Source organism: Alcanivorax sp. UBA3183 (assembly GCF_002364155.1).
Lineage (GTDB): Bacteria > Pseudomonadota > Gammaproteobacteria > Pseudomonadales > Alcanivoracaceae > Alcanivorax > Alcanivorax jadensis.
In genome coordinates this window covers 7191-28538 of the sequence record NZ_DEXN01000042.1, presented here as the reverse complement: position 1 = coordinate 28538, position 21348 = coordinate 7191, and the positions used below count along the sequence as shown (strand labels likewise).

Annotated in this window: 16 protein-coding genes; 12 read left to right on the top strand and 4 right to left on the bottom strand. The window is 57.1% G+C overall.

Annotated elements, in window-relative coordinates; translation table 11 throughout:
• On the bottom strand, positions 1 to 1960 hold a 1960-nt coding region (locus B3Q33_RS12920), incomplete at its 3' end, for a neutral/alkaline non-lysosomal ceramidase N-terminal domain-containing protein (RefSeq protein WP_286828030.1).
• 244 nt (positions 1961 to 2204) lie between these two features.
• On the opposite strand from B3Q33_RS12920, the gene B3Q33_RS12915 reads away from it, so the two are divergent.
• From B3Q33_RS12915 to B3Q33_RS12900, 4 genes are all read left to right on the top strand, one after another.
• On the top strand, positions 2205 to 3296 hold the full coding sequence (locus B3Q33_RS12915; RefSeq protein WP_273010217.1) for an OmpA family protein: 1092 nt from the start codon (positions 2205 to 2207) through the stop codon (positions 3294 to 3296).
• Between the two features lie 23 nt (positions 3297 to 3319).
• Positions 3320 to 4741, top strand: coding sequence for a thrombospondin type 3 repeat-containing protein (locus tag B3Q33_RS12910; RefSeq protein WP_273010216.1), 1422 nt, complete (start codon positions 3320 to 3322; stop codon positions 4739 to 4741).
• Between the two features lie 191 nt (positions 4742 to 4932).
• Positions 4933 to 7017, top strand: coding sequence for a transporter substrate-binding domain-containing protein (locus tag B3Q33_RS12905; RefSeq protein WP_272962677.1), 2085 nt, complete (start codon positions 4933 to 4935; stop codon positions 7015 to 7017).
• Between the two features lie 116 nt (positions 7018 to 7133).
• A complete protein-coding gene (locus B3Q33_RS12900; RefSeq protein WP_035249668.1) occupies positions 7134 to 7421 on the top strand; it encodes a hypothetical protein in 288 nt (95 codons plus the stop codon).
• A gap of 494 nt (positions 7422 to 7915) precedes the next feature.
• Here the strand turns inward: B3Q33_RS12900 and B3Q33_RS12895 are convergent, their stop codons facing one another.
• Positions 7916 to 8848, bottom strand: coding sequence for an alpha/beta fold hydrolase (locus B3Q33_RS12895; protein WP_273010215.1), 933 nt, complete (start codon positions 8846 to 8848; stop codon positions 7916 to 7918).
• A 209-nt stretch (positions 8849 to 9057) separates the two neighbouring features.
• Here B3Q33_RS12895 and B3Q33_RS12890 point away from each other — a divergent pair, with 209 nt between their 5' ends.
• The 8 genes from B3Q33_RS12890 to B3Q33_RS12855 all read left to right on the top strand — a co-directional run bounded on the left by B3Q33_RS12890 (position 9058) and on the right by B3Q33_RS12855 (position 19992).
• Positions 9058 to 10857: a M61 family metallopeptidase gene (locus B3Q33_RS12890; RefSeq protein ID WP_273010214.1), complete on the top strand. Its 1800-nt coding sequence runs from the start codon at positions 9058 to 9060 to the stop codon at positions 10855 to 10857.
• Between the two features lie 149 nt (positions 10858 to 11006).
• Positions 11007 to 14891 (top strand): ATP-dependent RNA helicase HrpA, encoded by a 3885-nt coding sequence (gene hrpA / locus B3Q33_RS12885; protein ID WP_273010213.1) that lies wholly within the window; start codon positions 11007 to 11009, stop codon positions 14889 to 14891.
• Between the two features lie 265 nt (positions 14892 to 15156).
• A complete protein-coding gene (locus tag B3Q33_RS12880; protein WP_035244038.1) occupies positions 15157 to 16287 on the top strand; it encodes a beta-ketoacyl-ACP synthase III in 1131 nt (376 codons plus the stop codon).
• A gap of 192 nt (positions 16288 to 16479) precedes the next feature.
• Complete coding sequence (locus B3Q33_RS12875) at positions 16480 to 16827, top strand: hypothetical protein (RefSeq protein ID WP_035244042.1); 348 nt, start codon at positions 16480 to 16482, stop codon at positions 16825 to 16827.
• Between the two features lie 18 nt (positions 16828 to 16845).
• Positions 16846 to 17703 carry a DUF692 domain-containing protein gene (locus tag B3Q33_RS12870; RefSeq protein ID WP_273010212.1) on the top strand — a complete coding sequence of 286 codons (858 nt, stop codon included), beginning with the start codon at positions 16846 to 16848 and terminating at the stop codon, positions 17701 to 17703.
• Positions 17700 to 18470, top strand: coding sequence for a DNA-binding domain-containing protein (locus B3Q33_RS12865; RefSeq protein WP_273010211.1), 771 nt, complete (start codon positions 17700 to 17702; stop codon positions 18468 to 18470). The genes B3Q33_RS12870 and B3Q33_RS12865 overlap by 4 nt, the downstream gene beginning before the upstream one ends.
• A gap of 9 nt (positions 18471 to 18479) precedes the next feature.
• Positions 18480 to 19130 carry a DoxX family protein gene (locus B3Q33_RS12860; RefSeq protein ID WP_273010210.1) on the top strand — a complete coding sequence of 217 codons (651 nt, stop codon included), beginning with the start codon at positions 18480 to 18482 and terminating at the stop codon, positions 19128 to 19130.
• 91 nt (positions 19131 to 19221) lie between these two features.
• Positions 19222 to 19992, top strand: a complete 771-nt coding sequence (locus tag B3Q33_RS12855) for an MlaA family lipoprotein (protein ID WP_035244748.1) — start codon at positions 19222 to 19224, stop codon at positions 19990 to 19992.
• Positions 19993 to 20152: 160 nt separating this feature from the next.
• Here B3Q33_RS12855 and B3Q33_RS12850 read toward each other — a convergent pair whose 3' ends face one another.
• Together B3Q33_RS12850 and B3Q33_RS12845 are read right to left on the bottom strand one after the other, a co-directional pair.
• Entirely contained in the window at positions 20153 to 20593 is a 441-nt protein-coding gene (locus B3Q33_RS12850) for a TerB family tellurite resistance protein (RefSeq protein ID WP_035244048.1), read from the bottom strand.
• Positions 20590 to 21348: transaldolase family protein (locus tag B3Q33_RS12845; protein WP_286828029.1), on the bottom strand; the 759-nt coding region annotated here is incomplete at its 5' end. The genes B3Q33_RS12850 and B3Q33_RS12845, both read right to left, overlap by 4 nt.

Sequence of the window (21348 nt, the reverse complement as noted above, 5' to 3'; positions counted from 1 at the left end):
CTGCTTGCGGCTGATTGGTGCTAACGAAGAAACGGCAGGCCCCGGAAGGAGAGGGTGTGGTGGGGTACCAGCGCACCTCATAACGACCGTGCCCTTTCTCAGTGTCTTGCTGATGCAACAACTGTAACTCGGCGCTGTCATCGCTGATCACTTTATCGTCGCAGTGAACCGCCATTAGAGGGCGATCCAGTGCCAGTTGATCCGCGGGTTCCGCTTCCAGTAGCAGGCTCCAGTAAGGGCCGGTGGTGGCGTTGCCGTCATGACGCGTAGGCTCGCTTAACCAGCGCCTTGTGCCCGGACTTGCCAGCGAGTCAGGAAAGTATTGTCGGTTGAGCAGGGAAAAGGTCTGCTGGGCCGGGATGTCGTTGATGTCGCCTTGTTGTAGAAGATCCCGGCTCAGCCTCTCGCTCTGCTGAATCAGGAAATCCAGGGTGTGTGGACCATAAAGAGTGTGGCCGCCCTCGTAGTACTGGAGCGCATATTCTTCCGGAGTCACGGCATAGCCGAAGTAGCCATTGGCCAGACTGGAAATTTCCACCTTCCAGTCGCTGCCTTCGGGCAGGGTGCTCGCTACCGCCTGACGGAGTCTGTTGCCGCTTTCCTGGGTGATTTCCCAAGGCAGGGGAACCAGTACCAGGTCGTTGATGCGCACAATCTGGAACAGGGCCTGGTGGGGAAAGCGCTCGGGCGGTAGCAACAGCTGCAGTTTGGACAGCATCCACTGCTTCACGCCCTGGCAGTTGTCGGTAAAGACCCGGCGGGGCCAGTCTTCCTTCAGAAACGGGAGATAGGAAATCGGGAAGACTTCGTCGCCGTTGGCGGCGCCGGCGACGGCGGCACCGGCGATGGCCCTTTCGCAAAGGCCGAAACGGCCGGTATCAATGTCGTCGAGCAGGTCCAGCTGGCGGCTGGCGACGGCGGTGCTGAGGGTGTCAGTGAGCTGACTTTCCAGGGAATGAAATAGCTGTGAGGCATGTTTGCCCAGTGCCTTGCCGATCCGTTCAGCTTCACGGTCGCCGCGCAGGTCCTCTTTCCAGGCCGGGTTGTTATCTGCATGGGTTGCCTGGGCGGGGCCGTGGATGAATTGGGGGTAATAACTGGCCAATTCGCTTTCCAGTTGCTCGCTGATCCAGTGCCAGACATCCGAATGGTAGGGACGTGTAAAGGGGGGTATGGCCGTGCCGTGGATGGAGTAGAGGCTGAGCGCGCCGGCAGGTTCGAAGCTGCTGCCCTGGCGCTGGTCAATGCGCAGCAGGGTCATGGTGGGGTTCACTGCCTGCATGGGGTCGGCGTTGGCGGGATCACGGTCTGGGAAGTTATTGGCCCAGGCCTCGATGGAGCGGTTACGGGTAACGCCAAACAGGTCGCTCTGACCCACGGCAAAGCGCGCCTCGCGCCGGGACTCATAAGCATCGATGACCGCATCGGCAATACGCTGGCTGAGAAACTCGAACAGGGCCGGGTCGAAGCCCGGCCGGTTACTGCCGAAAACATTGTAGAAATCGCTGCCCAGATACTGGCCGGGACCCGAGTGGGTGTGGGTAACCAGCAGGGTCACGGCATGGGAGGGCACATCGGTATGGTCGGCGATCAGTTCTGCTACCCGGTGGCGCAGCACCAGCGAGCCGCTGCCAAGATCCAGTTGTACGATAGCAAGCGGGGTCTGGCCGGGGCCTTTCAGGTAGAACGCCCTTGCCTTGAGCCGGGTGCGAAAGCCGTCTGCATCCTTTGCCCAGGCGGAATAACCGAACTTGGGTATGCCGGCGGGCGGCGTAATGTCCCGTTCAGCGATACCTGCTTTTGCTGTTGAGTCATCTGCTGTTATCGGTTGTACAGGGAATGAAAAAGACAGGTTCTGCCGGGGGTAAAACAGGAACGGCCAGGCCGTGTGCAGCAGGCCACCGATAATGCCGGCAAACAAGAATAGTAGCAGTAGGTAGCGGGTGCGCAATATTCGCATGGAGAATGGCATTCCAATTAATTTGCACCATCGTGCCATATATGGGTTAATTGTGAAATGTAACCCTTTGAACGGCGCCATTTCCCTCTTTTTGATACGAAAAGATACGCTCAGAAACAAAATAGGGTGCCAGCAACCATCCGGCAACATTAAAGCAACGTAACGGCACTCGTTGGATGTTTTAAAGCGCCCCCAATCCTATTTCAATAATTGCACAGATCAATCATACCCGAGGGGGGTAACCATGAAAGGATGCATACGACTCTCAGCACTTGCACTTTCTGTGGCCATGGCAAACCAGGCATTAGCAGAAAACAAGTCAGAGGACACTACTCGTCAGTACCTGGCGCCTATGGCCAGCTATCTGGTTCTGGACGAAGACCGTGAAATCTCTCGCAAGGGGTTGGGTGCCAGTCTGATTTATGGCCGTGAGCTGTCTGAACACTGGTGGTGGGAGACCGAGGGCGCCGCATACGGCCTGGATAGCGGCATTGACGGTGCGACCGACTTTTACCAATACACGGCCAGCACAGGTCTGGCTTATGCATTCGGTGATCGTGAAGGCTTTACGCCTTTCGTATTGGCAAATATCGGGGCGATCTACAACGATGTAGTGCCGGACGATGATGATGGTGTAGACCTTCATGCCAACGTAGGCATCGGTGCCGTAACGGGGCCTATCTTCGACAATGGCCTGAAACTGCGCGCTGAAGCTCGTTACATGTATGACGACTTTGACGGCGTCACTGGAACCCTGTCTGAAGACGAAGGCGGCTTCAATGACTGGCGCTTCTCCCTGGGTCTGGAAATCCCGCTGGGTGTGACCAGGGTGGTTGTGGTCGAGAAGATCGTCTATGAAACCCGTGAAGTGGAAAAAATTGTCGAGAAGCCCTTTGTGGACAGCGATGGCGACGGTGTGCCGGATGATCGTGACAAGTGTCCGGATACCATCCAGGGTGCCAAAGTTGATTCCGATGGCTGCATGATCACCAACCAGACCATCACCTTCAATAATATCAATTTCGAGTTGAACTCCGCGGAGATTACCGCAAGTTCAGGCCCCTCTCTGAACCGTGTGGCCAAGGCGTTGAAGGCGCAGCAAAACTTCAACGTTGAGATTGCCGGTCATACTGATAGCACCGGTTCTGCGTCTTACAACGAGAAACTGTCTGACGAGCGTGCCAAATCAGTGCGGCAATACCTGATTGAGCAAGGCATTGATGCGGATCGCCTGACTGCTCGCGGTTACGGTGAAATCGAGCCGATCGCCAGCAACGAAAATCAGTCTGGTCGTGCCATGAATCGTCGCGTCGAATTCCGCGTTACTGAGAAATAAGGGATAAAGATATGAACTCGCAAATGAGAATCTTGTTTGCCATGCTCCTGACCGCTTTGTTGGGAATGGGGCTGGCAGGCTGTGAAGCCGAAGGCGATGGAAGCAGCGTTGGTAACAACAACCCTGTCTCGCGTGACAATGATCAGGACAATGATGGCGTTCCGGATGACGTTGACAACTGTCCCGCTAACGCTAACGCCATGCAGGAAGACCAGGATGGTGACGGCATTGGAGATGTCTGCGATGACGACCGTGATGGGGATGGTGAAGACAACCCTACCGATAACTGTCCGCTAGTTGCCAATCCGAATCAGGAAGACACCGATGGCGACGGTATCGGTGATGCCTGTGACATGAATAACGATCAAGACAACGACGGCATCGATGACGGCGTTGATAACTGTCCGACCATCTTCAACCCTGAGCAGAGTGACGTTGACAATGATGGTATCGGTGATGTTTGTGATGATGATGCCGATGGCGATGGCATCGATAACAACAACGACAACTGTGTATACACCCCGAACAATGATCAGCTGGATACAGACACTGATGGCATCGGTGATGCGTGCGAAGATGACCGCGACGGTGACACTATTCTGGACCCGAATGATAACTGCCTGAACACGCCGAATACGGATCAGGCGGATCAGGATCTGGACGCCATCGGTGATGTGTGTGATGACGACCGTGATGGCGATGGCATCCCGAATGACACCGATAACTGCCCGTTTACTGCCAATGCGGATCAGGCTGATTCCGATGGCAATGGTGTTGGCGACGTCTGCGATGGCGGCGGCGGTGATCCCACCGATACCGACGGCGATAGCATTCCGGATGTGACGGATAACTGCCCGATGATTCCGAATTTTGATCAGGCTGATGCGGATGGCGACGGTAAAGGTGATGTGTGTGATGACGATGGTTTCAATTGCGCCGCCACCAACACCTACCAGCAGCTTGGAAATACTGATTACACGGCAGACAGTGGTGTTCTGGGTGTTTGCTTGGGTTGCTCCGTAGATGACGAAGCCAATGCGCTGGATGCTAGTAACGCTACCTTTGCGCAAATCAACATCGGTGCAGCACTGGTGTACGGCGGCGGATTTGTGGCTGCAGTCGCTAACGATACTTCAATGGACATCGCTGACAGTGAAGTGGGCTTCGTGATTAGCGACCCGTCGTCTCAACTGGTTAACCTGGAACTGCTGGGCAACTTCATCACCATCCGCTTCTTCAACGATGGGGTAGAAGTCGACAGTGCAACCGTCGGTGGCGGTCTGTTGGATTTGGACCTGCTAGGTTTGGGGGCGAACTCCGATCAGCGTTTCGTTGCCGCACCTGCGTCCAGCCAGGCGTTTGATTCAATCCAGCTTGATTACGCTGGCTTGGTAAACGCGAACAAGTCCTTCCGTGTACATGACGTCTGTGTAGGAACTCCCTGATTTCGCATGGGAGTGACTGAAAGGGGCCTTCGGGCCCCTTTTTTTGTATGAGATTTTCTGCTGCTAGCCCCTTCACGTGACAGCGGTATTACTATCGACAAAATAATCGCCTGATTCGCCCTGAATCGTTACTCTGTCTATAAGGCCATTTTTGGCCTCAAGAATGATAATCAGTGCAGTAAGGGGGCATCATGCGAAGCCGTATTTTTCTGACAGTGTGTCTGTTGGTTTCCCTGTTGACAGGTTGTGACAAGGAGCCAGGAGTCGGCGAAGTCGTCAGCACCTTCAACAACTATGAAGAAACCGGCGATTTGCCTGCCTTGCAGGAGCGAGGCTATATCCGTCTGTTGGCTCCCCGTTTCGATGAGCCCTCCGGCCTGCCCCGGGAGGGGGTTCCTGCCAGAGAATATCAGGCCCAGGCCGAGGCGTTTGTCAGGCACCTGGGGCTGCAGCCCCGCTGGGTCTACGCGGAAAGCTTTGCGGAGCTGGGTGCACTCATCAATGCGGGTGCTGCCGACGTTATCGTGACGAACTATTCGGTGACGAAAGACCGACAGAAAACCCTGGCATTCTCTACGCCGGTAAATGCGGTGCAGGAAAACCTCGTTGTTCCTGCAGAGAAGGCAGATCTGACTCTGACCAAGCTGAAAAACCTCACTATTTCGGTTCCGGAAGGGACCTCTTACCAGGAAACCGCAGAAAAACTGGCCCGGCGCCATGACAACATTTCGGTGGACATTCTGGATGCCAACCTTTCCGACGAAGAACTGGTTGAGGGAGTGGAATCCGGGGAATTGGCTGCCACTATTATCGATAGCAACATGTTGGATGTCCTTATCAGCCCTGATGGCGAGGCAGCTATCGGCCCGGTGGTGAACCGTAAACGGCGCATCGCCTGGGCAGTGAGGCAGGACAGTACCGAGCTGCTGGATCGCATCAACCAGTACATAACCAGTGAGCGGGTTATATCTTCTGTCAAAGAACAAGAAAAGCGTGACTGGTCGGCGATCAAGGAGCACGGCGTTCTGCGAGTCATTACCTCCAACAATCCCGCCAGTTATTTCATGTGGCGTGGGGAGTTGATGGGGTTTGATTACGACTTGATCAACGATTTTGCCAAGAAGCATCGGCTGAGAGTGAGTGTCGTTGTCCGAGACAGCCCTTCAGCCATGTTTGCAGCGCTGCAGGCCGGCGAGGGAGATGTCATTGCGGCTTCCATGACCGTTACCGAGGATCGCCAGAAACAGGGCTGGATGTTCAGTGATCGTTATTTGGAAGTAAACGAGCAATTGATCGGCCGTTCCGATGAAGCGCCGCTGGAAAACATCGGCCAGTTGGCCGGTCGTACCGTAGCCGTCAACCCTGAAACCGCCTATTACGATACCCTGCAGAAACTCCGAGAGAGTGATTTTCCCTTCATCGTTCAGGAGGTGCCGGGCGCCAGCACCGAGATGCTGATTAATGCTGTCGCCAATGGCGAATATGATCTGACCATGGCCGATAGTCATCTGGCCGCCATGGAGTCCACCTACCGGGAAGATATTGCGGTGTTGTTTGAATTCGAACCCGCCAAGGAAATTGGCTGGGGGCTGCGACCTGAACAGCAGGCGCTGGAAGAGCAGCTTAATAGCTACATCGCCCGCCATTACCGCGGCCTGAACTACAACATCACCTATAACCGCTACTTCCGCGAGAAAAAAACCATCAATACCCACGAGGCCTATCGCGTTGGATCGGGGAAAGCGATTTCTCCCTACGACGAGTTGGTAAAAAGCGAAGCCCTTAAATATGGGCTGGATTGGCGTCTGATTACCTCGCAGATGTACCAGGAAAGCCGGTTCAATCCCAAGGCGCGCTCGTTTGCCGGGGCGCAGGGCTTGTTACAAGTGATGCCGCGTACCGGGCGCCAACTCGGGTATAGCAACCTGACTCGACCAGAGAACGGAGTGGCGGCAGGTGTGGCCTATATGGACTGGCTGGAACAGCGTTTCCCGGCACGTCTGGACCTGGCGGAGAAGCTGTATTTTACTCTGGCTGCCTACAACGCCGGGCACGGCCATGTGGAAGACGCACGCCGCTTGGCGGAACGTCTGGGCAAGGATCCGGATAAATGGTTCGGCAACGTGGAAGAGGCCATGCTGTTACTTTCCCGGCCGGAGTACGCCCGTCAGGCTCGCTACGGCTATGTGCGCGGGGCCGAGCCGGTGAAATATGTCCGGCAGATCAAGAACCGTTATCTGGGCTATGTGTCGGCGCTGGAGGAAGAAGAGGGCTAACCGTTTGTGCAGCCCATGCTGAAAACTCTGTAAATTGATATTTTACAAAGTCGCCATGGAAAAGTGTCTTGGCAGCCCCATGATAAGGGGTACCCATTCATTGAAAGGAGATTGTGATGGATCGCAATGCTTTCATCGAAAAGATTAAAGGTAAGCTGAACGAGCTGGATAATGAATTCGACCAGTTGCAAGTCAAGGCGGACCAAGCCAGTGAAGATGTTCGCCACAAGTGGGAAAGCCGTAAGCTGGAACTGAAAGAAAAACGTCAGGAACTGGCGGCGCGGCTGGATGAAGTCCGTAATGATAGCAACGCGCGCTGGGAAGATGTAAAAGCCAGTGTGGAAAAAACCTGGGATAGCACCTTGGAAGGCCTTAAGGACATCAAAAACAACCTTTTGAAATAATTCCCAGTAACACTCGTTACGTCTGATTGGAAAAAGCGCGCCAACCTTGTTGGCGCGCTTTTTTTATGGGGTCGCTTCGATATGGGCAGATATCTCGACCTCACTCTAGGGCGGAGCTGAATGATTTCGCTCTTTTTGCTCTGCAGGTATTACAGGCATGGATTTGACTCAGCCTTTTAGGGAAACGTTGTCTAGAGTCGCGAATCCAGGAGGTGTTGAGAGTGATCGCTTGATGGTAGAAACCGAGAGCACTTCAGATCCCGCGCATCGAACTGACGGTTGCAGTCGGTCTGTTCAGTGCACTGAATGTTCACACTGAGGAGTGTTGGGCCGATCCCTTGCAGCGCAGCAATAACCGAAGAAAACGGAAATCATAGGCGTTACGTTTGTTATCCGATATTTTGCCGACAGCCGCAAAACCCATCGTTGGAGCCTTGTCAGCAGGGCAGATGCATCAGGGAATCACTCTGATGGAGGAGGAGCTTGGCCGGCTTTCAGCCCTTCAGTGCCAGAGGCTCAAGCCATTGGCTCATCGCATCCAGTACCTGGTCCCGGCAATGATCGTTGAGAATTTCATGGCGCCCTTCGGGCCAGAAGTGGGCGGTCAATGGCTGCTCCATGGTATGCAACACCTGCTCCAGAGCCATCATGCCCTTGCCCATGTCGCTCATGGGATCTTGCTCGCCACCAAGCAGCAGGACCGGAAGTTGGTCGGGCAGCTCGGCGAGCTGGACGATGCTGTGGATCTGGCGTAAGCCCTCAATCAACTGACACCATGACTCCGTGGTGCAATCGAAGCCACACAGGTCGTCGTCCAGATAGCGTTGTACCTGATCGCGATCATTGCTCAGCCAGTCGAACTCGGTACTCGGGTCCGGCACTCGTTTGGCCCAGGCCCGGAAGGTCATTCTGCGAATCAGCGGACTGACCCCGCGCTTACCATTACGGTGACGGGTCAGTTTCACCGGCAGGCCCATCAGGGTGTAGTAGGCTGCCGGGTGGTAATCGCTGGCGCATAGCACCAGCCCCGACAGATTCTCACCGCTGCGTTGGGCTGCTGCGAGGGCAATAAAAGAGCCCATGCTGTGGCCGCCAAGCACGCAGGGCAGACCCGGGTGGGTTTCACGGGCCATGGCGATCACTGCCAGGGCATCCTCAACCAGACAATCCCAGCCGTTGTCGTCGCCGAAATGCCCTTTCGGGCAGGCCTCGCTAACACTCAGGCCATGGCCGCGATGATCCGGACAATACAGATGCCAGCCCTGTTCGTTCAGTGCTTTCGCAAGAGGCTCATAACGGGCACCATGCTCCGCCATGCCGTGCAGCCAGACCAGAATGCCTTTGGACGTTGCTGCCTGGGTAGGCCAGTGGTGGATAGCGGTGGAATGGCCGTCGCCCGTGTTCAGGTAGCGCATCTGCTTGCTCATAACATTCTCCGGCGGCGCGGTCAGTGGACAGGTTGGTGCCTGTGTTATTAAGGCGTCCCTGGCGAGGATAAATGCTCAGCCGGCAGCCTGCCGGCCAGGCTTCCTGAGCCTGTTCCGGACCATGGCATAATAACAGCTATGGCAACAGGGTGATGCAGCAACTACCATGCCGGACGCTGTTGTACGCTGCCCGATTTCCAGGAGAGACCATGATTGAATACCGGATTCGCCCACTGCGCCCTGAAGCTCATCTTTTTGAAGTGACGCTCACCGTGGCGAACCCGACCCCGGAAGGGCAGGCGTTTACCCTGCCGGCCTGGATTCCCGGCAGCTATATGATCCGTGATTTTGCCCGCCATCTGGTGTATCTGGAAGCCAGTTGCCAGGGTGAGACTCTGCCAGTCGCGAAAATCGACAAGCAAACCTGGCAGGTACCGCCCTGCGACGGTCCGGTGCAGCTGCATTATCACGTCTATGCCTGGGACCTGTCCGTACGTGGTGCCCATCTGGATACCACCCACGGCTATTTCAATGGCACTTGTGTCTTCCTGGCGCCCATGGGGCACGAGGATCAGCCCTGTGAAGTGGACATCGAAGCACCGGAAGGCCCCGCCTATCTGGGCTGGCACCTGGCCACCGGGCTGCCGCGGCTGAGTGGTTCGGAGCTGGCATTTGGCCGCTTCCGGGCAGACAACTACGACGCCCTGATCGACCATCCGGTGGAAATGGGCCCGTTCGAGTATGCCCAGTTTGAAGCCTGCGGCGTACCGCATTGGGTGGTGATGGCTGGTCGTCACAGGACCGATATGGCGCGGCTGTGCCGGGACCTGAAACCCATCTGCGAGCACCATATCCGCATGTTCGGCGAACCGGCGCCCATGGACCGCTATCTGTTCATGACCCTGGTCACCGGCAATGGTTATGGTGGCCTGGAACATCGCAATTCCACCAGCCTCATGTGTGCCCGCGATGACCTGCCCAAACGTACCGACGAGCCGGGCAAGGTGCGCGATGGCTATCGCAATTATCTGGGCCTGTGCAGCCACGAATATTTCCATACCTGGAATATCAAGCGGATTAAGCCGGCGGCGTTTACGCCGTTCGACCTGTCTCAGGAAGTGCACACGGAATTATTGTGGGCCTTCGAGGGCATCACCAGCTACTACGATGACCTGTCGTTGACTCGCACCGGGCTGATTGCGCCGCAGAGCTATCTGGAGTTGCTCGGGCAGACCCTGAGCCGGGTGTATCGCGGCCAGGGCCGTCACAAGCAAACCGTCACCGAATCCAGTTTTGACGCCTGGACCCGTTTCTACAAGCAGGATGAAAACGCCCCCAATGCCATCGTCAGCTATTACACCAAGGGTTCCCTGGTGGCGCTGGCGCTGGATCTGACCCTGCGCAACCTGACCGGTGAGGAAAAGTCCCTGGACGATCTCATGCGTTTGCTCTGGGCCCGTTACGGGCAGACCGGCGAAGGCGTGCCGGAGCAGGGCATACAGCCCCTGGCCGAGGAAGTGGCCGGTTGCGACATGAGCGACTTTTTCGAGCGGGCGCTTTATAGCACCGAGGATCTGCCCCTGGCAGAGCTGCTGGCCGAACGGGGCGTGGAGCTCAACTGGCGCAGTGCCGCCGGTCACGGCGACAACGGGGGGAAACCGGGCAAGGAGGGTATTGCCAATCTGGGTGTGCGGGTGGTCGGCGATTCGATGGGCGCCAAGATTGCCGTGGCATTCGAGCAGGGCCCGGCCATGGCGGCAGGCCTGTCCGCCGGCGATGTGATTATCGCCGTGGATGGCCTGCAGGCCACCCAGAGCAATATCGACAACCTGATGGCCAACTTTTTGCCCGGCGAAATCGTGGAAGTGCATGCTTTCCGCCGCGACGAACTGATGAAGTTCAAGGTGAAAGTGGCGCCCAGCGAGCCCAGCACGGCGTATTTGACCATCGCCAAGGGCGGGTTAACCGAGAAGGGTAAAGCCTGGCTGCACTGGAAAGGCAATGAATAGTTAATAGTTGAGAATGAATAACGACAGAAAACAGGCCGTAGGAGCGGCGCTTGAGCCGCGAACCTGCTTGCGAAGGAGATTCGCTGCTCATACCCGCAGGGCGCAGAGAGCGCCGCTCCTACGACGTTTTATGGTTGATTGAATTTTTCATGTCTTTAAAAGCACTTTACAGCCAGCTTGATAACGTTCGCAGAGCGGACCATTTTCGTTTGAAAAAGCGGATTGATGGTCTGTCACGCTTGCCTGCCGACAAGCGCAATGACAAGGCGCTGGAGAAGATATCCACGGCTATTGCCGATTCCATTGCCAATCGGGAAAAACGCCAGGCGTCTCAGCCCGTTCTAAACTGGCCGGACCTGCCGGTAGTTGCCAGTCGCGAGGAGATCAAGACTGCCATCCGCGACCATCAGGTGGTGGTGATTGCCGGGGAAACCGGCTCCGGCAAGACCACCCAGCTACCCAAGATCTGCCTGGAGCTGGGGCGGGGCATCGAGGGCACCATCGGTCACACCCAGCCACGGCGCCTGGCGGCACGAGCGGTGGCAAGCCGGGTAGCGGAAGAGCTGAACAGTCCTCTCGGCAGCACCGTGGGCTTCAAGGTGCGCTTTTCCGAGCAAGTCAGCGAGACCAGCCTGATCAAGGTACTTACCGATGGCATGCTGCTCAATGAGATCCAGCGGGATCGCTTTCTCAACCACTACGACACCCTGATCATCGATGAGGCCCACGAGCGCAGCCTGAATATCGATTTTCTGCTCGGCTATCTCAAGCAGCTGTTGTCGAAGCGCCCCGATCTCAAGCTCATTATTACCTCGGCCACCATCGACCATGAACGCTTTGCCAATCACTTCGGTGATGCGCCAGTGCTGGAAGTATCCGGGCGGACTTTCCCGGTGGAAATGCGCTATCGCCCACCTGCTGACGGTCAGGAACTGTCCCGGCAGATCGAAGAGGTGCTGGAGGAGATTCAGCGCGAGGAGCGCCGTGATGGCCTGCCCGTGGCCCGGGATGTACTGGTATTTTTGGCCGGCGAGCGGGACATTCGCGATGTGCATCATCACCTGAAGCGGTGCGAGCTGAGAGACACGGAAATCCTGCCTCTCTATGCGCGGCTGAGTCAGGCCGAGCAGCACCGTATCTTTGCTTCTCACCGGGGCAGGCGGGTGGTGCTCAGCACCAATGTGGCGGAAACCTCACTCACCGTGCCGGGCATCCGCTATGTGATTGATGCCGGTACCGCCCGGATCAGCCGCTACAGTGTGCACTCCAAGGTACAGCGGTTGCCGGTGGAGCCGGTCAGCCAAGCCAGCGCCAACCAGCGGGCCGGGCGTAGCGGGCGCATCATGCCCGGTATCTGTTTTCGCCTTTACGACGAAGACGACTTCCTGAATCGGCCTGCGTTTACTGATCCGGAAATTCAGCGAACCAATCTGGCGGCAGTGATTCTGCAAATGGCGGATCTGCGCCTGGGGCGTGTGGAAGACTTTCCCTTTATCGAACCGCCGGACGGTCGACTGATCCGTGACGGTTACAGGCTGCTGGACGAGTTGGGCGCGTTGACGCCGAAACAAACCCTGACCCCCCTGGGTCGACAACTGGCCCGCTTCCCGCTGGATCCTACCCTAGGGCGTATACTGGTAGCCGCTGCACAGCAGAAGGTGCTGCGAGAGGCGCTGATCATTGTCTCGGCCCTGGCCGCCCAGGATCCCCGTGAGCGGCCCCACGACAAGCAACAGCTAGCGGACCAGGCGCACCAGCCGTTCACCGACAAGGACTCGGATTTCCTGTTTTTCGTGAAGCTGTGGCAGTGGGCGGACAGCCAGCGCGAAGCACTCAGCCGCAACCAGTACGAGAAGCTGCTGAAGAAAACCTTCCTGTCGCCCACCCGCATGCGTGAATGGCGCGATACCCACCGCCAGTTATTGTTGCTGTGTAAAGAGCAGGGTTGGGAGCTGAACCCGCCGACTATGAATGAGCAGGGGCTCGCAGAGGGAGCCTATGGGCCCTTGCATCAGGCCCTGTTGCCCGGCCTGCTGGCCAACGTGATGCAGCGCACCGATGAGGGCGAGTGGCTGTCCACACGTAATCGCAAGCCCCTGATCTGGCCCGGCTCGTCGCTGTCGAAAACCAAGGCCCGCTGGCTGATGGCGGCGGAGCAGGTGGAAACCAGCCGACTGTTTGCCCGTACCGTAGCGCGTGTCGAGCCGGAATGGGTGGAGGCCGCCGCCGCTCATCTGGTCAAACGCCAGTATTTCGAGCCGCATTGGTCGAAGAAACGGGGCTGTGCCATGGCCAAGGAACAGGTCAACCTGTTCGGCCTGATCCTGGCCACTGGTCGGCGTGTCAACTATGCCCCCATCCATCCCCAGGAAGCCCGCGAGCTGATGATTCGGGAAGGACTGGTGATGGGAGAATTGCACCGCGAACCGCCCTTTGTGAAGGCCAACCGGGAGCAGTTCGAAGCGCTGGAGGAGATGGAACACAAGCTGCGCCGGCGCGATATCCTGGTGGATGAGGAGGTCCGGGTGGCCTTCTACGATGAGCGGTTGCCGCAGGACGTGACCAGCCTGGCCGGGCTGATGAGCTGGTATAACAAAAAGGCCACGCAGGAGCAGAAGGCTGCGTTGCTGATGGCGCGGGATTTCCTGCTCTCGCGCAGCCCGGATCTGGGCAACGACCAGTTCCCGGATCAGCTGCGCCTGGATGGCATCAGCCTGCCCCTGGAGTACAGCTTCGACCCCACCGGCGAGCGCGACGGCGTCACCCTGATTGTCCCCGTGGCGGTCCTCAATCAGGTGCCGGATACCCGCCTGGACTGGCTGGTGCCCGGGTTGCTGCGGGAAAAACTGGAAGCCCTGATCCGGGCGTTGCCCAAGGCCCGGCGACGTCACTTTGTACCGGTGCCGGATTTCGTCAGTGCGCTGCTGGAAACCCTGAATCCGCAGGAGCCGTTGTTGTCTGCCATGACCCGGGAGCTGCAACGCATAACCGGTGTACGTATCGAGCGGGAAGAGTGGCAGGATGCCACGCTGCCGGATCATCTGCGCATGTTCATCCAGGTGGTGGACCGGGTGGATGGCAAACGCAAGGTGTTGGCCCAGGGACGCCACCTGGACGAAGTCCGTGACAAGCTGGATGGCGTCACCCGTAACCTGCCGGAACCCGCGGCGGAGGAGCCGGCCCTGCGTGGCCAGGAATGGCTGTTCGGCACCTTACCGGAAACCAGGGAACAGGATCTGGGGGGCATGGTGGTTCGCCGCTATCCGGCGCTGGAAGGTGATGGTGATGCGGTGGTGCTGCGCTACCGGGATGATGCCGATGACGCGCGCTGGAGCCATCGGTGGGGCACGGTGCGACTGCTGGGCTTCAAGCTCAGTGTCCAGCTGCGGGACCTGCGCAAACAGGCCACGCAGATGCCCGGTTTCCAGAAGCTCAAGGGCGAGAAGGGCGCCATGGCCCGCCAGGCACTGGATCATGCGGTACTGCGTCTGCTGGCAGAGCATTTCCGGCTGGACGAGCCGGTACGCGATGAGGCCGCCTTCCGGGCCCGTCTGGATGCCCACCGTGGGGATTTCGTGCCCTGGGCAGGCCAGCAATTGACCGCCTTCGGCAAGCTGTTCGCCGATTATCGGCAGCTGATGGGTAAGCTGGAAAAAAACTTCCCGCTGGCCTGGGCCCATGCCCACCGGGACCTGAAGCAACAACTGGGCAACCTGTTCCGTGACGACTTCCTGTTGCAGGTGCCCTGGCCCTGGTTAATGGAGTATCCCCGATACCTGGAGGCCATCGGTCATCGTCTGGACAAACTGGGTGGCCAGATCGGCAAGGACCGCACCCTAACCGCAGAGCTGGAGGCCTGTGACAAGCAATACGCCACTCGTGCTGCGGGTCTGCCCCTGTGGCAGCAGCCGGCGCCTCTACAAGAGTATTTCTGGATGTTGCAGGAATATCGGGTGAGCCTTTTTGCACAACAGCTAGGCACCCGGGTCCCGGTCTCTGCCAAGCGTCTCAACAAGCAGTGGGAACTCTGCTGATCAGCGATCCTCTCTACGAAGATGCTGTAGGAGCGCCGCTTGAGGCGCGAACCTCGCGCGAGGAAGGGTAGGGAGACGATCAGGCATAACAAAACGCTACGCCCGGTTCGCGCCTCAAGCGGCGCTCCTAAAGTGGCCCTGTAGAAAGCCTGACAGCTATCTACTCACCCCCTTTGCGCTGGCCACCCCGAATCCGGATAATCGACCCATTATTCCCATTTGTGGAGCGGGGCCCTTTGCCTCGCTCGAGTGCGAGGACTCGCTTGTGAGCTATTCTGTAGTAATCAGTGGCACCGGTCTGTGGACCCCGGAGCAGACCATCACCAACGACGAGCTGGTGGAATCCTTCAACGAATACGTGAAGCGTTTCAATGAGAAAAATGCCCAGGCCATCGAGGCTGGCGAAGTGGAGGCATTGGGTCCCTCCGATAGCGCCTTTATCGAAAAGGCGTCCGGTATCAAACAGCGTTTTGTGATCGATAAAAGCGGCATTCTCGACCCGGAAAAAATGGCACCGAACATTGCCGAGCGATCTGACGATGACGTCTCCATTCAGGCAGAAATTGCCGTAAAAGCAGCAAAGCAGGCTTTGGAGAATGCCAATCTGACCGCCGACGACCTGGATGCGGTATTGGTGGCCTGTTCCAACATGCAGCGCCCGTACCCGGCCATGGCCGTGGAAGTACAGGCGGCGCTGGGCATGGATCATGGCTGGGGTTATGACATGAACGTGGCCTGTTCCAGCGCCACGTTCGGGATTCAGGCCGGTGTCGATGCCATTCGTAATGGCAGCGCCCGTCGGGTGCTGATGGTGAATCCGGAAATCTGCTCCGGGCACCTGGCCTGGGAAGATCGCGACTGCCACTTCATCTTTGGGGATGTGGCTACCGCCGTGATCCTGGAGCGTAAGGAAGACGCTACCTCCGCCAACCAGTGGGAAGTACTGGGCACGCGCCTGCAGACCAAATTTTCCAACAATATCCGCAACAATTTCGGGTTCCTGAACCGTGCCGACGAAAGCGGCGTTGGCGCTCGCGACAAGTTGTTCCGCCAGGAAGGGCGCCGGGTATTCAAGGAAGTCTGCCCGATGGTAGCCGAGCAGATTTCCTCCCATCTGTCCGATACCGGTGTGGCGGTGGAGTCCTTGAGCCGAATGTGGCTGCACCAGGCCAACCTGAGCATGAATGAACTGATCTCCAAGCGGGTACTGGGTCGCCCGGCCACCCGTGAGGAAGCCCCGGTCATTCTCGACGACTATGCCAATACCAGCTCCGCCGGTTCCATTATTGCTTTCCACAAGTACAACGCGGACCTGCCGGTGGATACCAAGGGGGTGATCTGTTCCTTTGGCGCCGGTTACTCCATCGGTAGTGTGATTGTGAACCGGATCAAGTAACCGCCCGCCGGTTTCACGTCAGCTTCACGAAGGCCGCATTCTGCGGCCTTTTTTCATGCTGCCTGTAACGTTTACCTCACGGCTTCATCTCTATATTGTCTGAATCAGGCGCTACGCAAAACAACGTGGTTTGCCTGAGCCGCATTGTGCGGTTTCGGATACAACCTTAATAATGATGTATGGAGACTGAACATGGCTAAGTTGAGCAAACTGAACCCCCTCGCTGCGACTGTTGGTGCCGCTGTTGTGGCTTCCGCACTTTCCGCTCCTGTGGCGATGGCTGCAGAAAATCCGTTCGCAGCCGCTGATCTGCAAGCCGGTTACCAATTGGCTGGTGCCCACGCTGAAGGTAAGTGTGGTGAAGGCAAATGCGGTGACAAGAAAGCAGAAGGTAGCTGCGGCGAAAAAAGTGGCGAAGGTAGCTGTGGTGAAAAAAGCGCTGAAGGTAGCTGCGGCGAGAAAAGCGCCGAGGGCAAATGTGGCGATGACAAGAAAGGCGAAGGCAAGTGTGGTGAAGGCAAATGCGGCGGTGGTGCCTAATAAGGCAGGAGCTAATGCATGAAACCTGAGACACCAGTGTCCGGAGTGGGCCTGGGTCTTCGGCGGGCCCTGATGGGCCCGCTTTCTCCGACCCTCGACTCTCCGCAAAGTGCGCCCTTTGATTTTATGGAGGTGGCACCCGAAAACTGGATACCCATGGGTGGCCGTCTGGCCAAGCAGTTCCGTGCCTTCACGGAGCAATTTCCCTTTGTGACCCATGGCCTTAGCCTGTCCCTTGGCGGGCCTCAGCCTCTGGATTTTGAATTATTGAAATCGGTGAAAGGGTTCCTGAAGGAACACAATATTCGCCGTTATACGGAACACCTGAGCTACTGTAGCGACCATGGCCACCTCTACGATTTGATGCCGATTCCTTTTACGGAAGAGGCAGTACATTACGTGGCAGACAGGGTTCGCCAGGTACAAGATTTTCTTGAGCAGCCCATCGGCATCGAGCACGTGAGTTACTATGCTGCTCCCGGCGCGGAAATGTCAGAAATCGAGTTCGTCAATGCGGTACTGGAAGAGGCGGACTGTGAGTTGTTGCTGGATGTGAACAACGCCTACGTGAACAGCATTAACCACGGTTATGACCCCCGCGATTTTATCAGTGCGTTGCCGGGTGAGCGTATCTGTTACGTGCATATCGCCGGCCACTTTGATGAGGCGGAAGATCTGAAAGTCGATACCCACGGCAGTGCGGTTATTGATCCTGTGTGGGCATTGCTGGAGCATGCCTACCGTGAGTTTGGTGCCTTGCCTACCTTGTTGGAGCGGGATTTCAATTTCCCCGGCAATGAAGAGCTGTTCAGTGAGCTTCAGAAAATTGGCCGTTATCAGCATCAGCAGCCGTCAACGACACGGAAACTGGGATGAGCCAGGCCGATTTTCAAACCCTGCAGCGGCGATTTGCGGCACATCTACGCAATCCGCAAAACCACTCAGCCCCCGGCGATATCGAAGAACGTCGGCTGGATATTTACCGAACGCTTTTTTTCAACAACGTAAACGGTTTTATCATCCAGGGGTTTCCTGTGCTGTATTCCATTCTGGATGCGCAGCGTTGGCAACGGCTGGTTCGTACCTTCTTTGATCAGCATGCCTGTCAGACCCCTTATTTTCTGGAAATTCCCCAGGAATTTGTCACCTTCCTGGCTTCCGGTCAGGGCCTGGAGGAGGGCGATCCGCCTTTCCTGCTGGAACTGGCTCACTATGAGTGGATGGAGCTGGTACTGGATGCGTCTACAGAAACCTTTCCCGCCACCGGGTTTCATCCCGAGGGCGACCTGTTGCGTGCCATTCCACAGCTAAGCCCCCTTCATGTTGTGTTGAGTTACCAGTACCCGGTCCATGAAATATGTGCCGAATTTCAACCCCAGACTCCGTTAGAGCAAACGTTGTGGTTATTGGTCTATCGAGGCAGGGATGACAAGGTGCGGTTCATGGAAATTAATGCGCCAACCGCCCGGTTGTTACAGCTCATTGATGAAAACCCTGGACTCACAGGGCACCAGGTTGTCGCGATATTGGCGAAAGAGATGCAATTTTCCGATGTCAGTAAATTGGCGTCTTTTTCTCTGGAAATTCTGCAACAAATGCGTGAACGAGACATCCTTATTGGGACGACACTAAGCAGCCTGTAAGGATTCCTGATGAGCAACGCGTTATTGTTTTCTATTCATGATGTGCTGAATCGTACCCGTTCCCTGGATTTCCTGGCGCCTCTGGCGCTGCGCTTGTATCTGGCTCCGGTAATGATCAGTGCCGGATACAACAAGGCTGTAAGTTTCGACAGCACGGTCGCCTGGTTCGGAAACCAGGAATGGGGGTTGGGCTTGCCCTTCCCGGCGTTATTGGCTTTTTTGGCTACCGCGACAGAGCTGTTGGGTGGGGTGCTTTTACTCCTGGGGCTACTGACCCGGTACATCACATTGCCGCTTATGTTTACCATGCTTGTTGCCATGGCAACGGTGCATTGGCAGCACGGGTGGTTTGCAATCGCACCCTCTGACCCTGCTACCAGCACGGCATTACCGTTGGCCCAGGTGGGCTTTCCCGGGGCTCAGGCCAGCCTGGAGAACAGTGAGGCTGTGGGTGAGCGGTTAACACGAGCCAAGATGATTCTGCGTGAACAGGGTAATTACCCCTGGCTGACGGAAAAGGGCAACTTGGTCGTTCTTAACAATGGCATCGAATTCGCTGCTACCTATTTCATCATGCTTCTGGTGCTGTTCTTTTACGGGGCTGGCCGATATCTGAGCCTGGATTATTGGTTCGCTCGCCGCCTGTCCCGGCCGGTTTAAGGGAGCGATAGCATTGTAGATTGCTCGCCCCCCTGTTCGGGGGGGCGACAGGGTCGCTATAATGCTGCGTCTATGACTTTTCGGGGTGACCGTGCGTTATTTCCTACTGACTGTATTGCTGAGTGTTTCCTGCGCCGTCGCTGGCGCGGAAGGTGAAGACTGGGGTGATGCCTCTTCTCCCTTCGATGCTCCCAAAGGCAGCGAGCCAAAGGATGACGACCCCTGGGAAGACATCAACCGCAAGATCTTTGCCTTCAACGAAACCCTCGACAAATACGCCCTCAAACCCGCCGCCAAGGGCTATCGCAAGGCGACACCAAGCTGGTTTGATGACACCGTGACCCGCTTCTTCGAGAATCTGCGGGATTTTCGTAGCGGTCTGAACAGTGTGTTGCAGTGGCGGTGGGGCCATGCCGGCCACAACTTTGGCCGTTTTACTGTCAACAGTACCCTGGGCATCGGAGGTCTGTTTGATGTGGCCAGCAAGGTCGATCTGGACAAGCACAATACCGACCTGGGCCTGACCTTCGCTCGCTGGGGGATTCCGGAAGGTAATTACCTGGTGCTACCTTTCTGGGGGCCGTCCACAGTTCGCGATGCCGCGTCAATTATCCCCGAAGATTACATGCGCCCTCGCCATTACATCGAACATGACCTGACGCGCTACAGTCTTACGGCGTTGTACGTGGTGGATTTGCGTGCGGATCTGCTGGACCTGGAGCGCAATATCGTTGGTGACCGTTACACCTTCCTGCGCAATGCCTACCTGCAGCGCCGCCGCTTTGAATCCGGCGATGCCCCTTCTTTGCGTTTCCCGGATGTGGAACAGCGAGATTCGGAGCTGGAAGATGAGGGGTGGTGAAGCAATTGATAATTGAGAATGGATAATTGATAACGGCACGGAACAGGTTGTCAGTTGTCATCAACGCAAGAGGCCGCGGTTCAGGTTTGATCGCGGCCTCTTGCGTTTTATGTTGGTAGCAAGATCATTCGCGCAGCTATCAATTATCAACTATCCATTATCAATTGAATTCAGTTGCTTTAAGCTTAGCCCGAATGTAGTCCCCATGAGACACATACAGCAAATCGCTGACCCGGCGGATCAGGTGTTCTTCGTGGGCATCTGCATGGCCGTCGGCAGCGGCCATGGCCCACATTTCCTCGATCAGTGTGACCCTGGGTTCCGGTCCCCAGTGATCGCGAAGGGGGCGAGTGAATTCGAACAGATCGGTGGCCTGGTCCACGCGGTTTTCCAGTTCCGTGAGGATGTCATCCATTTCCTGTGGGTCCAGATGCCAGTGCTTTTCCACCGCCTGGATCAGGCGTTGTGATTCTTCCGGGGCCACGGTGCCGTCGGTGCGAGCCACTTCCAGCAGCAGGGCGGCCGCCGCCCGGTGCAGGTCGTGCTCGCTGGTCTGTTGTTGGGGCTGGTCGGGGCGAAAGAGTCGGTTCAACCAATTCAAATTACACCTTCCTCCTGCAATAGGGTTTCCAGCGCCACTTGGTCTTTGGCGAAGCGGCGGATGCCATCGGCAAGCAGGTCACTGGCCATGGCATCATCATTGAGTTGCCAGCGGAAGGCGGCCTCGGTAATGGCGTGCCAATCGTCTTCCGGGGCCACCAGCTCCGCATCCAGTACTTGAGTCAGACTACCGGTATCGGCGGCCAGTTCCCCCAGCAAGGCCGGGCTGATAGTGAGCTTGTCGCAGCCGGCCAGGGCTTCGATCTGGCCGGCGTTGCGGAAGCTGGCGCCCATCACGATGGTCTCCAGGCCGCGCGCCTTGAAGGTGCGGTAGATCTGGCGCACGGACTGCACGCCCGGATCGTCATCGGCAGTGGCCATTTCCATACCCTGTTTGCGGTGCCAGTCAAAGATACGGCCCACGAAGGGAGAGATCAGGGTGGCGCCGGCTTCTGCCGCAGCCAGGCCCTGGGTCTGATTGAACACCAGGGTTACATTGCAGCGGGTGCCTTCCTCTTCCAGCACTTCTACTGCGCGGATGCCTTCCCAGGTGGCCGCAGTCTTGATCAGGATGCGCGACGGGTCCACGTCCAGTTCCCGATAGATGGCCATCAATCGACGAGCCTTTTCCACGGTGGCGCGAGTGTCAAAGGACAAGCGTGCGTCCACTTCGCTGGAGACCCGGCCTGGAACCCGTTCAAGGATTGCCTGACCGGCCAGGCAGGCGTAGCAGTCCGTCAGCCAGTCCATCTCGCC

What these genes read in the sequence shown, in the direction of transcription:
- B3Q33_RS12915 (WP_273010217.1), top strand. Translation starts at nt 2,205, where the DNA reads ATGAAAGGATGCATACGACTCTCAGCACTTGCACTTTCTGTGGCCATG.
- B3Q33_RS12910 (WP_273010216.1), top strand. Translation starts at nt 3,320, where the DNA reads ATGAGAATCTTGTTTGCCATGCTCCTGACCGCTTTGTTGGGAATGGGG.
- B3Q33_RS12905 (WP_272962677.1), top strand. Translation starts at nt 4,933, where the DNA reads ATGCGAAGCCGTATTTTTCTGACAGTGTGTCTGTTGGTTTCCCTGTTG.
- B3Q33_RS12900 (WP_035249668.1), top strand. Translation starts at nt 7,134, where the DNA reads ATGGATCGCAATGCTTTCATCGAAAAGATTAAAGGTAAGCTGAACGAG.
- B3Q33_RS12895 (WP_273010215.1), bottom strand. Translation starts at nt 8,848, where the DNA reads ATGAGCAAGCAGATGCGCTACCTGAACACGGGCGACGGCCATTCCACC.
- B3Q33_RS12890 (WP_273010214.1), top strand. Translation starts at nt 9,058, where the DNA reads ATGATTGAATACCGGATTCGCCCACTGCGCCCTGAAGCTCATCTTTTT.
- hrpA (WP_273010213.1), top strand. Translation starts at nt 11,007, where the DNA reads ATGTCTTTAAAAGCACTTTACAGCCAGCTTGATAACGTTCGCAGAGCG.
- B3Q33_RS12875 (WP_035244042.1), top strand. Translation starts at nt 16,480, where the DNA reads ATGGCTAAGTTGAGCAAACTGAACCCCCTCGCTGCGACTGTTGGTGCC.
- B3Q33_RS12870 (WP_273010212.1), top strand. Translation starts at nt 16,846, where the DNA reads ATGAAACCTGAGACACCAGTGTCCGGAGTGGGCCTGGGTCTTCGGCGG.
- B3Q33_RS12865 (WP_273010211.1), top strand. Translation starts at nt 17,700, where the DNA reads ATGAGCCAGGCCGATTTTCAAACCCTGCAGCGGCGATTTGCGGCACAT.
- B3Q33_RS12860 (WP_273010210.1), top strand. Translation starts at nt 18,480, where the DNA reads ATGAGCAACGCGTTATTGTTTTCTATTCATGATGTGCTGAATCGTACC.